The sequence below is a fragment of the Thiospirochaeta perfilievii genome (assembly GCF_008329945.1).
Taxonomy (GTDB): Bacteria; Spirochaetota; Spirochaetia; order DSM-2461; family DSM-2461; genus Thiospirochaeta; species Thiospirochaeta perfilievii.
Window position 1 is genome coordinate 3,189,105 of sequence record NZ_CP035807.1, and the last position, 15,534, is coordinate 3,204,638.

Consider the following 15,534-nt stretch of genomic DNA (forward strand, 5'->3'; position numbering starts at 1 on the left):
GCCATGGAAAAACATAAAATTACACCTAATGGTGTTTGTGCAAAACAAATTGATTTAACAATAACTTCTGATAACCAATTAAAAGATCTAAAATTTACAGGTGGTTGTCCTGGTAATGCAATTGGACTTTCTAAACTTGTAGAGGGCATGGATATAAATAGAGTAATAGATACATTACAGGGAACGTCTTGTGGAAAAAAAGAGACCTCTTGTCCTGATCAATTAGCTTTAGCCCTTAAAAAACTTATAGCAACTAAAATATCGGCTTAATTAACCTTAGCCTAGGTAGCTTTTATAATTTTTTTGTATTGGAAAATATTCTTTAATGATATAATTTTTTATGGATTTTAATATACTCTTTTTTATACAAAAAATAGGGGAACCTTTAATACCAATTATGAAGTTTGTATCTCTACTTGGTTATGGTGAACTATACATTGTTTTAGTGGCTTTTTTATACTGGTCAATAAATTATAAATCTGCTATTAGGGTTGGTTTTACTCTATTTTTAGGAACTCAGATTAATATGGCTTCTAAATTAACTTTAAAATCTCCAAGGCCCTACTGGTTAGATAGTAGTATATCTGCCCATGGTGCTGAAGATTCCTTTGGTATGCCTTCTGGCCACGCCCAGGGAAGTATGCTTTTTTGGGGGCAGTTTGCCTACACGGCTAAAAAAAATTGGTTTTATATTGTTACTGCTGTTATTATATTTTTAACTGGAGTTTCCAGAGTTATTCTAGGAGTTCATTTCCCATCTCAAGTTGTAGTTGGCTGGCTTTTAGGTTTTTTTACAATTGTAACTACTAATTATTTTGAAAAACCATTTATTCGTTGGTTTTCTAAGAAAAGGCTTATATCTCAACTAGCTCTAATACTTATTTTTTCTTCAATTTCTATTATTTATATAGGTGTATTAAGTTATATTCAGGAACCATGGTCCATTCCAGATAATTGGATAAATTGTTCAGCCTCTCTAAGAGACTCTTTTATAGGACTTATTCAGGTTTCAGGAATGTTATTTGGTTTTATCTCTGGAGCCATTTTATTAAAAAGGTATTTTACTTTTAATAGTGATGGAACAATATTTAAAAGAGGCCTTAGATTTTTGGGAGGGTTAATTGTAATCTTTTCAATCTGGTATGGGCTAAAATTTGACTCTTATATTTTACAGTATTTAAGATCTCTTCTATTTGGTTTCTCGATCTCATTTTTATGGCCTTGGATATGCATAAGAATTAAACTATCATAATTAATATCTATGGAGTAGTGATATTAGCAAATCAGTTATGAAAATTGATAAGAGATACGCTATTCCAAATATTTATAGTTATTTAAATGGGGAACCATTAGATCAAAAAGAACCATGGTTATCAATGGAAAATATTGGTACTTGGTAAAATATTTCTATATAGAGGGGCTTCCCCCTCTAATTTATCTTTACTCATCCTTTAATATCTCTTCCGGGTAGAAAAAATATAATACAGCAGATATCAAAAAGCTAATAAGTGAGAATATAGCCGTATAATAGATACCAGTTTGTTGTGCTTTTTCTGGAACTGTTATAAGGCTCTCAATAAAACTTAAGTTTGAACCCATTACTAATATTACAGGAATAACAAAACCGGATATCATAAAAGCTAACTTTAAGAAAAATCCCTGTATTCCAAAAAATATACCTTCAATTTGAATCCCTGTCTTTTGAGTAGATACAGCTGTAATCTCAGATAACATAGCAGGAGGGAAGATGAAACCAGCTCCTGCAATAGGGATACCAGCTAAAGCAAAAAATAGATAGCCTAAATTAGTTGGGAAGATCTTACCAAGGTTAAACAGCAGTAAAGAAACCCCTGATAACATAAAAAGGGAGATAATCATTAGTTTTCTATAACCAAACTTCTTAGAAAGAATATTTACAGGATAGAAAAAGAGTGCTGAAACACCAAAAAGTAGTGCTGCTACAATTGTAATAGAACCAGTTCCAAGTCCCATTATATCAATAACATAATAGTTCATTGTGGCTCTTAGGGTATTAAAACCTATAAAGAAAAAGAGAAATCCAAAAAGGTAGATAATAAAGGCTCTATTTTTAAATGCATGTCTTAAGGACTCCTTTAAACCGTAGTTTGAAGTTTTACCCCCTGATAATTTTTTCTCATCAATAGTAAATACAGTTATATACATTCCTACAGCAGCTAAAATACATAGGGATATAACCATATATCTTACTCCCTGAAGAGTATCTCCCTTACCTAGGACTTTTATTAAAATCCCTGGGGCTATCATTGCAACTGCAGTATAAATTAGTCTAAAAACAGACTGCCAGGTTGATAGGTTTATTCTATCTTTTTGTGAGTGGGAAATCTCTGGAATTAGAGCATTATAAGGTGCACCAACTATGGTATAAAATATAAAAAACAGACACCCTACTATAGATAGGTGTAAAAAGACCATATACTGGGTAGAATCCTTAGGTGGATAAAAAAACAGAACCGTTACAAGTAGTAGGGGAATTGCTCCTACAGCAATAAATGGTATACGTCTTCCCCATTTAGATGTCACCCTATCTGACCAATAACCAACTAAAGGGTCTGCAATAGCATCTACAAACCTTGAAATTAAAAATGCTAGACCTATAAATATTGGTGGAAGTAGAGGAGTTAAACCTGACCCTTCTGGAGGTAGGTAAAAATATATAACCCATTGGGAAAATATCTGATCAACTATTGCATAACTAACACCAAATCCATAAAAGATTTGAAGAGCTACTGTTAACTTAGGTTTATTCATTATTTATCCTTTATTCTTAAATGTAATAAAATTATTATATAAACCAAATCCTTTATTAGCAACCAATTTATATTTCTAGACTATCTATATAAAATTTAACTAATATTTATTGGGATTAAAATAGTTATGTTTATTCCTTTATCTACTCTACTACTACATTGGATTGATCCACCTAAAGTTTGAGTAACAAGATTGTAGACTATATTCATACCTAAACCACTTCCACCACTTCCTCTTTTAGTTGTAAAAAATGGTTCAAAGATTTTCTTTAAATCTTTTTCTATCATTCCTTGTCCATTATCCCGGTATAATATTTTTATATACTCATCAATCTTAATTATTTCAATAATTATTTGGCCATTATCTATATGCTCAAACCCATGAATCAATGAGTTTAATAATAAATTTGTGAACACCTGGGATATAGCCCCTGGATAACTACTCATAAGAATCTCTTCTTTACATTTAATTACTACTTCAATATTGGTTCTCTTAAATTTATAGTGCAAACTTTTTAATATGTCATTTGTATATTCAAGTATTTTAAAATTTCTTTTTTCTTCACTTGTTTGGTCTGTTGCTATATTTTTAAAACTCTTTATTAAACCTGCTGCTCTACTTAAATTTGAAAATATTAATGTTGATGTATCGTCTATTCTATTTAAATAACTCTCAAAGAGTAATTTTGTCATACTATTTGAGTTGTATTTTTGTTTAATTGATTCTGTCTCTTCTATTACAAAGGACGTAGCTGTTATACAAATACCAACTGGGGTATTTATTTCATGGGCAACACCTGCAACTAAATTTCCTAGAGCTGCCATTTTTTCAGATTCTACTAGCTGTTCTTGGGTTATTTGTAACTCCATTAGGGAGTCCCTAAGCTCTTTTGTTCTCACATTTACTTTCTCTTCTAGACCCTTTTTAGACTCCTCTAATCTTTCCACCATTATATTCAAATTTTCTGATAAAATACCTATTTCATCATTACTACTAATCTGGGCTCTAATTGATAGGTTATTATTAGCCATCTCCTTTGCTAAAAGGGTTAGTTTTTCCATTGGTTTTGTTATTTTGTTGGAGATAATAAAAACTATTATAATTGATATAAAAATATTTATTAAAGAGAAGAGAATAAAAATTCTTGTTGCATTGTCGATGGGGGCATAGATAGATCTCTCTTCAGTTCCAGAGATCAAGATCATATTCCAATTGGTAAACTTTTTATAATAATAAAAGTATGTGATGTTTTTTTCTTGAAAAGGTTCTAAATTTCCCTTTTTGAAACCACTTCCCCCAGAAAGGTCAAGTTGACTCTCATTTTCTTTTATTATAAACAGAGGATCCCCAGTGTTTTGTAATTGGGAAGCAAACTGCTCTACTGATTCCCATGATTTTTTGTTAAAAAAACTAGAACTACCTAGACTTAAACTATTAAGATAATCGTATTCAGCCTCAGCAAAACGGTATACCGAATCCAACCTTAGCTGAAGTATTTCAGATTTTCTCTCCATTAACATACCACGACCAACTTTAGAATAGATTATACCAGCTAATAAAATAGGTAAAATGATAAAGGGGAGAATTGTTACCTGTAGTTTTAATCTAAATCTCATAATTCTATTACTCTTTAATTAGATTTAAATAATAATCAAAATCTACACCGTTTGCTTCTTTCCAGAGTCTTCCAAATATACCATTGTCTAATGATTTGTTAAAATATTTTTCCAGTATTGTTATTAACTCAATATTATCTCTACGAACAGGCCAACCAACTGAAAGTCTATCAAATTTTATTGGGGAAACAACAATACCATCAAGATTTTTCATACCTTTAGCCACATATACAGCACCATCAATTACGTAATCCGCCTTTCTATCCTTTACAAAATTGAGTGGGTCATCATAGGTTTCCATATATGAGAATTCAACTGAGAAATTCTTCTCTTTCATTATTTCTGTTATTAGAGTTTCTTGATATGAACCAGGTATAACCGCAAGTTTTTTACCATCTAGCTTAATTATGTCATCAATCTCTTCACCAACTCTTCCAGCTAAAACTTGACCCATAGGCATCATTGGTACAGTTTTTAGTAATTTTTCACGCCATGGGAGAATTGTAAATGGGGCAGTATAAATATCAACTTTATTTAATAGATCGGGAGTATATATTATTGTTGGATCTGTTACTACCCTGTTATCAAAGACACCATCCTTTGAAAAGAAACTTGTAATATCTTCCTGGAGTTGTACCTCTAATTTTAATCCTAGAGTTTGGGCAAAATTTTTGGCTAAGTTATAATCAAAACCATTAATAGTTCCATCGTCTTCTACCTTATATATATCTTCTGCACTAATTGTCCCAATAATTATTTTACCTGTTTCTCTTTTTTTCTCAAGCCATTTTATTTCAGATGGTGTTAAATCCAGTTGATACAACTCTACACCGTCATATTCAATTAAGGAATAGTATTTCTCTAGCTGTACATTGTAATTTTTCTTAAATAACCCATCCATTATTCCAGCCTCATGGGTATATTTAAAAAACTTTTGGATAATCCCCGCAAGAATTTTATTTCCCTTTTTAACACCCCAGGCAACATGTTCTATATCACTAGCTGGTAGTTCCGCCACTAGATTTGGATAATTTTGAAGGGATATTAGCAGGTTTTGTAGGTCTAAAACTGTTCCGTCAATACTACCTTCACTTATATCTTTAAGTATATTTTCTTCAAAAGGAAAGGACTTAAGGGTTAAAGAGTTGTTTAGACGATTATTTATCTGCAAAAGAGTATGTTCATAGGATGAGCCTATTCCGTATCCTATTATTTTACCTTGTAAGTCCGTCAACTCTCTTATTGGATTATCAGCCCTACTTACAAACATCTCCTTTGCTGGAAGATAGGGGATCATATCCATAATCTGTTGTCTCCATGGTAGAATTGTAAGGAAGCTTACATTTAGGTCAGCTTTATTAAAAATGTCAGGGTCATAGGTATAGGCTGGATCTGTTTTTATTCGATCAGGTATAGCTCCATCCTTAGAGAATAGTTCAGAAAAAAGAACTGTTTGTATTTTAAAATCTATGTCTAGGAAATCTGCAAACTCCTTAGTTAAATCATACTGAAACCCAGAAAATGTCCCATTAAATTTTTCCTCAAAGCTTCCCACCATTAAATGGGAAACAACACTAAGGTATCCTTTTTCTTTTAATTTATTAATATAAGCTTTTTCTTCTAAAGTAAAAACAGGAATTGATATCTCCCTATTTTTTATTATTTGCTTATTATCTTCTAATATAACCGGACTCTTTTTGTTACATGAAAACAGGTTCAAAATAATGGTAGAATAAATTATCAATTTTTTAATATTCACAATAGGGCCCCTAGAGATAATTATAAGTTTATGCACATCTTTTTGCAAATTATATCATTCTTAATATTTTTACTATTCTGTTGTTTATTATTTCTGAAAGGTTCCAATTGTAGAGTTTTGGATCCGTGGTACTATAGAAGTTGACAATAACAGCATCTATATCCTTATAATAGTTTGCAAAACTTTGATAACCAGGAACCCAACCAGAATGTTCATACTCATAAATTGAGGAATAAATATTCTGCTCTAAATCTTTAAATATAGAACCGTCGTTTAAAGCTCTTAAAAAAGTACCTACATCTTTAGCTGTAGCAAGCATGCCATAATCATTTCCTTTTAAATCATGGGGATAACCTACATGGTACCCACTCATAACATCATTTATATCAACTTGCTTTAGGGAATTGAATGTATTATTTAGGTTAAGTGGTTTTAGAATTTCATTTTGAATAAATTCAAAGTTATCATAACCTAGTTCTAAATCCATGATTTTATTAATAAATAGATAATTAGTATTACAATACTCATACTTTTTCCCAGGTTCAAAATTTCCAGGTTTATCAAGAATCAAAGAAAGACTTTCTTCATATTTATTTGTAGGCGATTCCCAGTAACCTGGTGAATCTGTAAAATTAGGTAATCCACTTTTGTGTTGAAGCATTAACCTTAGAGTAATTTTATCAGCGTTTTCAATTCTGCCTACAAGTTCCGGAATATAATTTGCTAAGGTTTTATCTAAGGAAAGACGTTTAGATGCAACTAATTTAGTAACCGCTACAGCATCATATAATTTACTAATACTGGCAATCTTGAATAAAGAGTTGGGATCAGCTGATATTTTATCTTCTTTATCCTTCCAGCCTGCAGAGTAAAAAGCAGGTTCTTTTCCTCTTTGGTCTATATATACGATAACTCCATCAAATCCATAATCTAATGCTTCATCTACCTGTTCTTGAATAGTACGTGGTAAAGGACTAATCCAAGCTTTTACCAAGAGCCATGGTACAAAAAACATAGAAACTATTGTACCCAAAAAAAGTATTATTCTAAATATTTGTTTTCCTTTATTATTGGCCATTTATTAAATTACACTCTTTTTTCTAAGTATAATCAAGATTACAGATCCTGAAATTAGAGTAGTAACACCCATTATTGTTAATGCCTGCTGAATATTATAAATATCTGCAGTCCATCCAATAACAGGTATTATTACAGCATATATTAATCTACCTATAAAGCTTTCTGCAGATAAGACAGTAGCTCTCATACTAGATGTTGTTAGCTGATTTATATAATCAGTTACTGCTGCATTTTTAAAACCTCGTACAAATTGCTGTATATAACAAAATGTAAAACTGAATAAAAAAATTAAGTTACTCATTAATAAATAACTTCCACCTATTAACAATGTTAGCATTATTAAAGAGTACTTTTGACCTAGTTTTTGCTCAATTTTATATGCTAATTTTGAAGAAAATCCTGCAACTATCTGAAAACTTGCAAATACAATCCCAAAATATATTATATCTAAGCCTGTTACTTTGAAATATGGCTGATATAACCATAGGGCTGACTGATTAAATGCATATATAACACCAGAATATATTATAATCCAACGAAGTTTTTTATTTTCAATTAGTGATATTTTTAAAATTTTAAATAGTTCTTTTGTATAACCTTTTTCAACGATAATTTTATTTCTTTCAGGTTCATGCATAGTAAATATCAGTGGGATGATTAAAGAAAAAAATGGGATTGTAGCGTAAAAAGTATATCTTAGATTATATTTACCTATTACTCCTCCTAGGGAATTTGCAACAGCTAATGCAATCAATCCATAAAAAAGAGCATTACCCCATATTTTTTTATATTTTTCCTCTTCTCCTAGATTCTGTAGAGTGTCAAAAAGAAAGGCAGAAGCAGTACCAGAAGTAAATGAAACATGAAGAGCAAAAAATGATTCTGCAATAAGAAAGTGAAAAAAGCTATGCCCAATACCATAGGAGACTATTGCTAATACCCCATAAATCCTGCAATTAACAAAGTATTCTTTCTACCATATATATCCGCAAAATAACCAGAAGGAATTTCAAGAATAACTGTTAATAAAGCAAAGAAAGATTGTAAAAGCATAATTTCAGTAAGGTTAAGGCCATTCTCTTGCCAAAATAAAACCAAAATGGGAACTGAAAAAAACATGCCCATAAGTATTTTATATAAATAGAATTTTTTTATGTTTTGTTTTAACTTTTTATTTTCTATCATTATTCCTCTGTTTCTTTATAGAATTATAAATTCTCTTCATCCTCGCAACAATTACAATCACCATGACAAGCACTTCTTGCTTTTATAATCTCTGAACTTTTACAAATAGGACATAAAAGGTCTTCCTTAACATCATGTTTAAAAGGTCTTTTACATATTGTACAGCAATAAACATCTTCTGAGAAAAGAATGGACCCTCCTGATATAATTAGGGTTTTTCCATCTATAATTAATTCCGAAAGTTTCCCCCTTGCCTTATTAAGAAGTTTAGTAAAAGTTGGTCTAGAAACTCCCATTATTTCGGCTGCTTTAGCATGATCGTATCCATTTTTATCAACAAGTCTAATTGCTTCAAACTCATCTAACCTCATTATTACAACAGATTCATCTGGTGGAAAATTAGTTTTTGTTTTATCAGCACTGAATCTAAAATTCTTAGGTGGAGATTCTACTGTTCTTTTTTTTGTTGTCTTCCCATGATGCATTAACTCTACTGTACTCTTTTTTTCAGGTCAAGCTTTACAAACTTAATACTATTCAGTAATATTGAACCATGGTTCAATAAAAAGTTTAAACTAATTCTAGAGGAGACTTTTTTTACCAAATTTAAATCTCATATAAAGGGTACTAAAGTGAAAAAGACAGATATACTAGTAATAGGTGGTAGTGCTACAGGTCTTGTTGCTGCTATGACAGCTAAGTCCGACAATCCACATAAAAATGTTACTGTGATTAGAAAAGAAGAAAAAGTAATGATTCCATGTGGTATACCATACATTTATGGAACTACTGAAACTAGTGATAACAATATTTTACCAGATGGAGGATTAATTAAACTTGGTGTTGATATTGTAGTAGATGAAGCTACTAAAATTGATACAAAAATTAAACAATGTGAAACAAAATCTGGAGAAATATTCTCATATGAAAAGCTTATTTTAGGAACAGGTTCTATACCAGCTGTACCTAAATGGCTAGATGGTACAGAACTTGATAATGTATTTACTATTCCAAAAGAAAAAGTATACCTCGATAAACTACAAAAAAAGTTAGAAGGTTTAAATAAAATTGTAGTTGTAGGGGCTGGTTTTATAGGTGTTGAAACATCTGATGAATTAAATAAGATTGGTAAAGAAGTTACTTTAATCGAGTTATTACCTCATATTTTAGGAGCTACATTTGATGACGAATTTGCTTCTGATGCCCAGGACCAGTTAATATCCCGTGGAGTAACAGTGCGGAGTAATTGTGGGATAAAATCTATAACTGGTAAGGACAAAGTTGAAGCTGTAACTTTTGTTGATGGAAGCTCTTTAGAAGCCGATGCAGTAATTCTTTCTCTTGGTTACATACCTAATACAGACCTTGCTAAGAATATGGGATTAGATCTTAATGAGTTTGGATTTATAAAAGCTGATCAATACCGTAGAACATCTATTACAGATGTATTTGCAGCCGGTGATTGTGCAGAAAAAACGGACTTTGCAACAGGTAGACTAAGCAAAATAATGCTTGCATCAACAGCATGTACAGAAGCAAGAATAGCAGCATTAAGCCTCTATGAACTAAATACGTATAGCAGTTTCAAAGGGACTGTTGGAATCTATTCTACATGTATTGGGGATACAGCATACGGTGTAGCAGGTCTTATTGAAAAAGTAGCTAACAAAGAAGGATTCAATATAATTACAGGTTCTTTTACAGGAATAAATCGTCACCCAGGAAAGATAGAAGATTCCCATAAAGAAACCGTTAAACTAATTGTTTCTGCAAAATCTGGTGTTATTCTAGGTGGAGAAGTACTTGGTGGAAAATGTGTTGGACAATTAATAAATACTATAGGTCTTGCAATACAAAATCATATGACTGTTCATGATCTAATTATGACTCAGATTGGGACACAGCCATTATTAACAGCATCACCTGCAGGTTTTCCTTTAATTAAAGCAGCAGAAATTGTAGCAAAGGAATTAAGAAAATAGAACAAAACTGGGCTTCAAGTATAGTCCAGTCTCTCTAAAAATCCCCAAGCTGTTGCATCAAAAAAATTAAACCGTAAATAGGGTAAGTGCTGAATGATTTATAACCATTTTTGTTTCTAAGGAATAATGATATTTTTATTCAGGTCAAAGTGAGACTTAGCCCTTAATAACTTGTTTTTATTTATGGAAATTTACCCAAAATAAATAAATAAAGTTATCAATTACATATTGTTAATGATTATTTAATAGACTGTCCTGTGCAAAATAGATATATTTAATGTAGGAGTATATTTTGTTTAGAATTATAGGTGGAGTAATAGGTTTTTTTATGGGATCCTTTTTAGGATTGTTTGGAATGTTAATTGGGGCTTATATTGGTTCTTCTTTAGGGCGTTCTGTAGAGACCCTTCTATTTGGCACTAGAAATGATAACTATACAAACCAAAATGCCCAAGACGCTTATAGAAAATTTTATGAGCAATTTTATCAAAATGCTAGCTATGCAAACAATGGCAGATATGACTATAATAACATAAATACTGGGGCTTCTGACAGCCACTATGCTGATATAGGTTGTTCAAGGGCAGATAGTAACGATGTTATTAAAAAGAGATATAGGAAGTTAGTCTCAGAGTATCACCCTGATAGAATAGCAAGTAAAGGGTTATCCCAAGTAGAGATGGCCCAGGCAGAAGCTAAATTTAAAAAGATCCAGGAATCCTACAACATGATAAAAAAGGAAAAAGGAATTTAGTGTTAAAAAAACATATTATTAAGGAACTAAGGGATTGGAAACTATATATAGGTATATCCCTTGGTTGTATTATTTCTGCAGTGGCAATTGGAATCTTTTTAGCTCCAAATAGCGTTGCAAGTGGTGGAGTTACAGGTGCTTCAATGGTAATAAATAGTTTTTTACCAATGTTACCTGTAGGAAAGTTAAGCATACTATTAAATATTCCTATATTTATTCTATGTTTAATAGTTTTAGGGCCCTCATTTGGTGTTAAGTCCCTTTATGCCACATTTTTTCTAGGTTTTTCAATCGATTATTTCTCTTTAGTTACAACACCAACCCACGATATTTTTTTAGCATCCGTTTTTGGTGGAGTTATCCTAGGTTTAGGTCTAGGAATGGTTATAAGATTTAATGCAACAACAGGTGGAACAGATCTTTTAGCAAAGATAGGTCATAAACTTATACCAAGCTTTAGCATTGGTCAGATACTATTAGTTATCGATGTTATTGTTCTAATATCTGCAGCAATTGTTTTTGATAGTGTCGAGATCGGTTTATATGCTGCTATATCACTTTTTATTACAACAAATGTTATAGATGCTGTTATCCTAGGTATCGACTTCTCAAGAGCAGCATACATTGTCTCAAGTAAGAGTGACCAGATAGCCCAGGAGATTCTAACTACCCTTGATAGAGGGGTAACAGGTCTAAGTGGTAAAGGAATGTACTCTGGTGATGATAAAATGGTTCTACTATGCGTCTTAAGAAAGAGGGATATTCCTAAGTTAAGGCAGCTTGTAAAGAGAATTGATAACAATGCATTTGTATTTCTCTCGGAAGTTCGGGATGTAATAGGGGAGGGTTTTAACCCCCATGAGTAAAGTTAGATGGAAACCAGGTAATTTAATATACCCACTCCCAGCAGCCCTTGTTAGCTGTCGGTCAAAAACCCATGGGGATAACTTAATTACCATAGCTTGGACAGGTACTATCTGTACCAACCCTCCAATGTGTTATATTTCAATAAGACCAGATAGGTACTCCTACGACATTATTAATGAGTCAAAAGAGTTTGTTATTAATTTAACAACAACCCAGATGGCTAGGGGAACAGATTGGTGTGGAGTTAAGTCAGGCCGGGATTATGATAAGTTTAAAGAGTGTGGTTTTACTAAGGGAGAAGCTGAGGTTGTAGATGTGCCTCTTGTTAATGAGTCTCCACTAGCTATAGAGTGTAAGGTTGTTGAGATAAAGGAGTTAGGTTCCCACCATATGTTTATTGCAAATGTAGTATCAGCTACTGTAGATGATAAATATTTAGATGATACCGGGGCCTTTAACTTAAATCAAAGTGATCTAATTTGTTACTCTCATAGGGAGTATAGAAAGCTTGGACAGAAGATTGGACACTTTGGATACGCTGTTAAAAAACTTAAAAAAAAACCTAGAAGAAAAAAAATTAATTGACTTTTATCTCCATGAAGGTCTAAATATAAAGTGTGACTAGAAGAGAATATAAACCAAAAGAGTATAAAGCGTTAGTTGCTAAACTCCTTAGTGAAAACCATGAAATATGTAGAATAAAGGGCTTACCTAATACTTTTTATAGGTCAGCACAGGGGGTAGAAGTACTCTCAAATTTTGATTATGTATTTAACTCTTTTGTAAATGAATTTCCCCTATCCCACCTTATGAGCCATGAACAGGTGGAATTTACATTTAAGGTTCTACTTCAACAACAGTTAGACAGCTATTGGTACTCAGGGTTTAAAACTTATTCTACTAATTTAGAGATATATAATGATGATGACCTAGTCTGTTTTAAAGATGTGGATACTAAATTTCAGTATCTACCCCTAGAAGATGGTAAGTATAAGACATCATTACTAAAGAGGTTAATGTTAAAAATTACAAACTCCCCTCTTAAATACTCTACAGGAGTCTTTCTTCCCTACGCTCCATACCCAATGTTTAACTTTTTAAATAAAATATGCCAAGATCTTGATACATCCCTTGTTGTTACAAATGTAATTCGGAGTATTGAATACCAAGAGAGGTTATTAAAACAGGGGCATATAACCCCGTATGAGTCCTCTCATCTATATGGTTACTCTGTGGATATTGACCAGAAGTGGTACAAAAAAAATGATCCACAAAAACATAGGCAAATTGTTAATTACTTAACAAAACTAGAAGATGATGGACAGGTAAACTTTGTAGACTATGGACATATCTGGCACATCTGCCTCTCTCCCTGCTTTTTATCCCTCTATTTTAATTAATTACTTTAAAAAAGTGACAGAATTAAGTAGTATTGTTTTTAATAAGTTATAGATAGTAGGTTTAAAATGAAAGTTATTAAAATATCAATTATTACAGTAATTATACTCTTATCCCTTTGTTGTGTTACTACTAGTAATAAACTTCCTAGTTGGGTAGAGATAAAGCCGGAAAACAGTAAAAATGATATATTCTTCTCCTTTGGTCCTGCTAGTAGTAGAGAGCTGGCAAAAAAGGGACTTTATAAAGAAATTTCTGAATATTTTGGGGTTAACGTATCCTCAGTTGATAAATTTGTAAAAAGTGTTGAGTACAACAATGGGGAGAGTAGTGTTAATCAAACCAAGGAGAGTAGCGTTGAAGTTACCTCTAGGGAGAAGGGCTTAGATTCAATACAAATCAGGGAGATTTGGAGTGATTCTAGGGGAATAACTGGTGTATATTAGCTTCAATCGATATTAACTCGGTAAAGGAGATAGAGAATCAGATTTCTATAGATATAGAGAAGGATCGGGTATTAGGTATATTATCCCTATCGGAGGGGTATACAAAGCAATCTAAGGATATTCTTAATACTATTGATAGCAGGTTTACAGAGATTAAGGGCTTAAGTCTAGAACTAATTAAGGGGTATAAGAGGGTACAAGAGCTAATAAGTAGTAGTGATATAATTCAGATGTCCAAAGCGAGTTTAGAACTATCCAATAAAATATACAGCCTAGATAGTGAGTTAAGTAATCTATTTAATCAGATAGAGATTTTAAATAAAAAAAACAGCCTACTTAGAACCCAGGTAGATATTAATGATATAGCATCTACCGAGTTAGGTTTTTATATAGATGAGAATCAAAAGAGTTTAGAGTTGTCCCAAAATGTTCTTAAAAGGGTTAGGGATATAGTTACAACAACTAGAGATATTACCCAAGAGCTAAATACCCTGCTTCTTAATAGTGAACTTGATACCCAAAGAGATTTAGAGTTGTTAATGTCCCAAATTAATAGTGATTACTCTAAAATTAACAGTTTAAGAGATGAGTCAGAGTTATTATTATCTAACAATGAGAATAACCTAAGAAAGCTAAAGCAGATACTAAATAGCACAACAATAGATAGTGATAATAAGAGTAAACAAACTAAAGAAATTGTTAAAAATATGGAAGATAATTATAATAGGGCAGAGGATATTGTAGGAGATAGTTTTATACTTAAAAACAGTATAGAGAGTAATTATCAAACTATCTCTAAATTAAATAGTGTTTCTGGGGATAAGTTTAATAATTTAACAGAACTCTATAATAATATTAGTGATCCTATATCATGGATAGAGATATATAAAAATAAAAGTTTTGTTCTATATAATAATGGGAAAAAATTAACAGAATAAACATGATTATAATAAGGAGAATTTTATGAAGACAATTCTAAAAATTGTAACAGTTGTATCAATTTTAGTTTTTACAACAGCCTGTGTAACTAAGGAAGAACCAAGGGTTGCAGGGGAATTACCAAGAAAGTGGTGGACAATGGATGTTGATCCACTGGAGAATTTGTATAGAAGCAGTGCTGATGGTGTTGAAACAAGGGTTAAACTCTTTATTGCAATATCCGATGAACCTACTAACGCAACAGAGGTTGATGCAATTGAAGATGCAAATATGAAGGTTGCTGTCCAAGTTTCTAGATATCTAGCTCTTTTAGTTACAAACATCTCCCAGTCTGCTAAGTTTAATGACTACGTTAAACAGGTTGTTCAAGACAGCAGTGTTGAGGGTGGTAAGGTCGAGAGTGTTGTTAATGAGATTAAAAATCAGACAAATAACTTCTCAGCTATGATAACAACTACTCAATTCTCAAGTATGAAGGTTATTGGATCCCATGCAGAGAAGGTAAAAGGTAGTGATAACTATAAGGGTTGGGTTTGTGTTAGTATGACTGATGATATCCTTGAGCAGACTCAGAAGTTACAAGAAGCTGCATTTAAAACAATCCTTGAATTAAACCCGGACTATAAGCAGATTATTGCTGATATTAATACAGAGATTACAAGAAGTATAAAAGAGAATATTACAGATAATACAGAACTTAGATAGTTTTAATATACCC

At 31.9% G+C, this 15,534-nt stretch carries 17 protein-coding genes; 10 read left to right on the forward strand and 7 right to left on the reverse strand.

Annotated elements, in window-relative coordinates:
• Positions 1–3: 3 nt before the first annotated feature.
• Positions 4–270 carry a TIGR03905 family TSCPD domain-containing protein gene (locus EW093_RS14865; RefSeq protein WP_149569154.1) on the forward strand — a complete coding sequence of 89 codons (267 nt, stop codon included), beginning with the start codon at positions 4–6 and terminating at the stop codon, positions 268–270.
• A 70-nt stretch (positions 271–340) separates the two neighbouring features.
• The gene (locus EW093_RS14870; RefSeq protein WP_149569155.1) at positions 341–1,252 is read left to right on the forward strand and encodes a phosphatase PAP2 family protein; all 912 of its coding nucleotides are present in this window, start codon (positions 341–343) and stop codon (positions 1,250–1,252) included.
• 188 nt (positions 1,253–1,440) lie between these two features.
• On the opposite strand, the gene EW093_RS14875 is transcribed toward EW093_RS14870, so the two are convergent.
• From EW093_RS14875 to EW093_RS14905, 7 genes are all read right to left on the reverse strand, one after another.
• Positions 1,441–2,790, reverse strand: coding sequence for an MFS transporter (locus tag EW093_RS14875; RefSeq protein ID WP_149569156.1), 1,350 nt, complete (start codon positions 2,788–2,790; stop codon positions 1,441–1,443).
• 95 nt (positions 2,791–2,885) lie between these two features.
• A complete protein-coding gene (locus tag EW093_RS14880) occupies positions 2,886–4,406 on the reverse strand; it encodes a sensor histidine kinase (protein ID WP_149569157.1) in 1,521 nt (506 codons plus the stop codon).
• Positions 4,407–4,413: 7 nt separating this feature from the next.
• Positions 4,414–6,165, reverse strand: coding sequence for a type 2 periplasmic-binding domain-containing protein (locus EW093_RS14885; protein WP_149569158.1), 1,752 nt, complete (start codon positions 6,163–6,165; stop codon positions 4,414–4,416).
• A 49-nt stretch (positions 6,166–6,214) separates the two neighbouring features.
• On the reverse strand, positions 6,215–7,180 hold the full coding sequence (locus EW093_RS14890; RefSeq protein WP_223111615.1) for a serine hydrolase domain-containing protein: 966 nt from the start codon (positions 7,178–7,180) through the stop codon (positions 6,215–6,217).
• A 66-nt stretch (positions 7,181–7,246) separates the two neighbouring features.
• Entirely contained in the window at positions 7,247–7,999 is a 753-nt protein-coding gene (locus EW093_RS14895) for an MFS transporter (protein ID WP_149569160.1), read from the reverse strand.
• 179 nt (positions 8,000–8,178) lie between these two features.
• Positions 8,179–8,430 carry an MFS transporter gene (locus EW093_RS14900; RefSeq protein WP_149569161.1) on the reverse strand — a complete coding sequence of 84 codons (252 nt, stop codon included), beginning with the start codon at positions 8,428–8,430 and terminating at the stop codon, positions 8,179–8,181.
• A 23-nt stretch (positions 8,431–8,453) separates the two neighbouring features.
• Entirely contained in the window at positions 8,454–8,915 is a 462-nt protein-coding gene (locus tag EW093_RS14905; RefSeq protein WP_149569162.1) for a DUF134 domain-containing protein, read from the reverse strand.
• Positions 8,916–9,062: 147 nt separating this feature from the next.
• Here EW093_RS14905 and EW093_RS14910 point away from each other — a divergent pair, with 147 nt between their 5' ends.
• From EW093_RS14910 to EW093_RS14945, 8 genes are all read left to right on the forward strand, one after another.
• The gene (locus EW093_RS14910; protein WP_149569163.1) at positions 9,063–10,412 is read left to right on the forward strand and encodes an FAD-dependent oxidoreductase; all 1,350 of its coding nucleotides are present in this window, start codon (positions 9,063–9,065) and stop codon (positions 10,410–10,412) included.
• Positions 10,413–10,704: 292 nt separating this feature from the next.
• Positions 10,705–11,166, forward strand: coding sequence for a DnaJ domain-containing protein (locus tag EW093_RS14915; protein ID WP_149569164.1), 462 nt, complete (start codon positions 10,705–10,707; stop codon positions 11,164–11,166).
• Positions 11,166–12,032: a YitT family protein gene (locus EW093_RS14920; protein WP_149569165.1), complete on the forward strand. Its 867-nt coding sequence runs from the start codon at positions 11,166–11,168 to the stop codon at positions 12,030–12,032. Before EW093_RS14915 ends, EW093_RS14920 begins: the two co-directional genes overlap by 1 nt.
• On the forward strand, positions 12,025–12,618 hold the full coding sequence (locus EW093_RS14925) for a flavin reductase family protein (protein WP_149569166.1): 594 nt from the start codon (positions 12,025–12,027) through the stop codon (positions 12,616–12,618). Before EW093_RS14920 ends, EW093_RS14925 begins: the two co-directional genes overlap by 8 nt.
• Before the next feature lie 32 nt (positions 12,619–12,650).
• The gene (locus tag EW093_RS14930) at positions 12,651–13,433 is read left to right on the forward strand and encodes a DUF5715 family protein (RefSeq protein WP_149569167.1); all 783 of its coding nucleotides are present in this window, start codon (positions 12,651–12,653) and stop codon (positions 13,431–13,433) included.
• A gap of 66 nt (positions 13,434–13,499) precedes the next feature.
• Positions 13,500–13,877 (forward strand): hypothetical protein, encoded by a 378-nt coding sequence (locus EW093_RS14935; protein WP_149569168.1) that lies wholly within the window; start codon positions 13,500–13,502, stop codon positions 13,875–13,877.
• A gap of 230 nt (positions 13,878–14,107) precedes the next feature.
• Positions 14,108–14,815, forward strand: coding sequence for a hypothetical protein (locus EW093_RS14940; protein ID WP_149569169.1), 708 nt, complete (start codon positions 14,108–14,110; stop codon positions 14,813–14,815).
• Positions 14,816–14,840: 25 nt separating this feature from the next.
• On the forward strand, positions 14,841–15,521 hold the full coding sequence (locus tag EW093_RS14945; protein ID WP_149569170.1) for a hypothetical protein: 681 nt from the start codon (positions 14,841–14,843) through the stop codon (positions 15,519–15,521).
• Positions 15,522–15,534 lie beyond the last annotated feature (13 nt).

Coding starts and splice junctions, on each gene's coding strand:
- EW093_RS14935 (WP_149569168.1), top strand. CDS start 13,500: ATGAAAGTTATTAAAATATCAATTATTACAGTAATTATACTCTTATCC.
- EW093_RS14900 (WP_149569161.1), bottom strand. CDS start 8,430: ATGATAGAAAATAAAAAGTTAAAACAAAACATAAAAAAATTCTATTTA.
- EW093_RS14875 (WP_149569156.1), bottom strand. CDS start 2,790: ATGAATAAACCTAAGTTAACAGTAGCTCTTCAAATCTTTTATGGATTT.
- EW093_RS14925 (WP_149569166.1), top strand. CDS start 12,025: ATGAGTAAAGTTAGATGGAAACCAGGTAATTTAATATACCCACTCCCA.
- EW093_RS14945 (WP_149569170.1), top strand. CDS start 14,841: ATGAAGACAATTCTAAAAATTGTAACAGTTGTATCAATTTTAGTTTTT.
- EW093_RS14880 (WP_149569157.1), bottom strand. CDS start 4,406: ATGAGATTTAGATTAAAACTACAGGTAACAATTCTCCCCTTTATCATT.
- EW093_RS14905 (WP_149569162.1), bottom strand. CDS start 8,915: ATGCATCATGGGAAGACAACAAAAAAAAGAACAGTAGAATCTCCACCT.
- EW093_RS14870 (WP_149569155.1), top strand. CDS start 341: ATGGATTTTAATATACTCTTTTTTATACAAAAAATAGGGGAACCTTTA.
- EW093_RS14890 (WP_223111615.1), bottom strand. CDS start 7,180: ATGTTTTTTGTACCATGGCTCTTGGTAAAAGCTTGGATTAGTCCTTTA.
- EW093_RS14865 (WP_149569154.1), top strand. CDS start 4: ATGGAAAAACATAAAATTACACCTAATGGTGTTTGTGCAAAACAAATT.
- EW093_RS14940 (WP_149569169.1), top strand. CDS start 14,108: ATGTCCAAAGCGAGTTTAGAACTATCCAATAAAATATACAGCCTAGAT.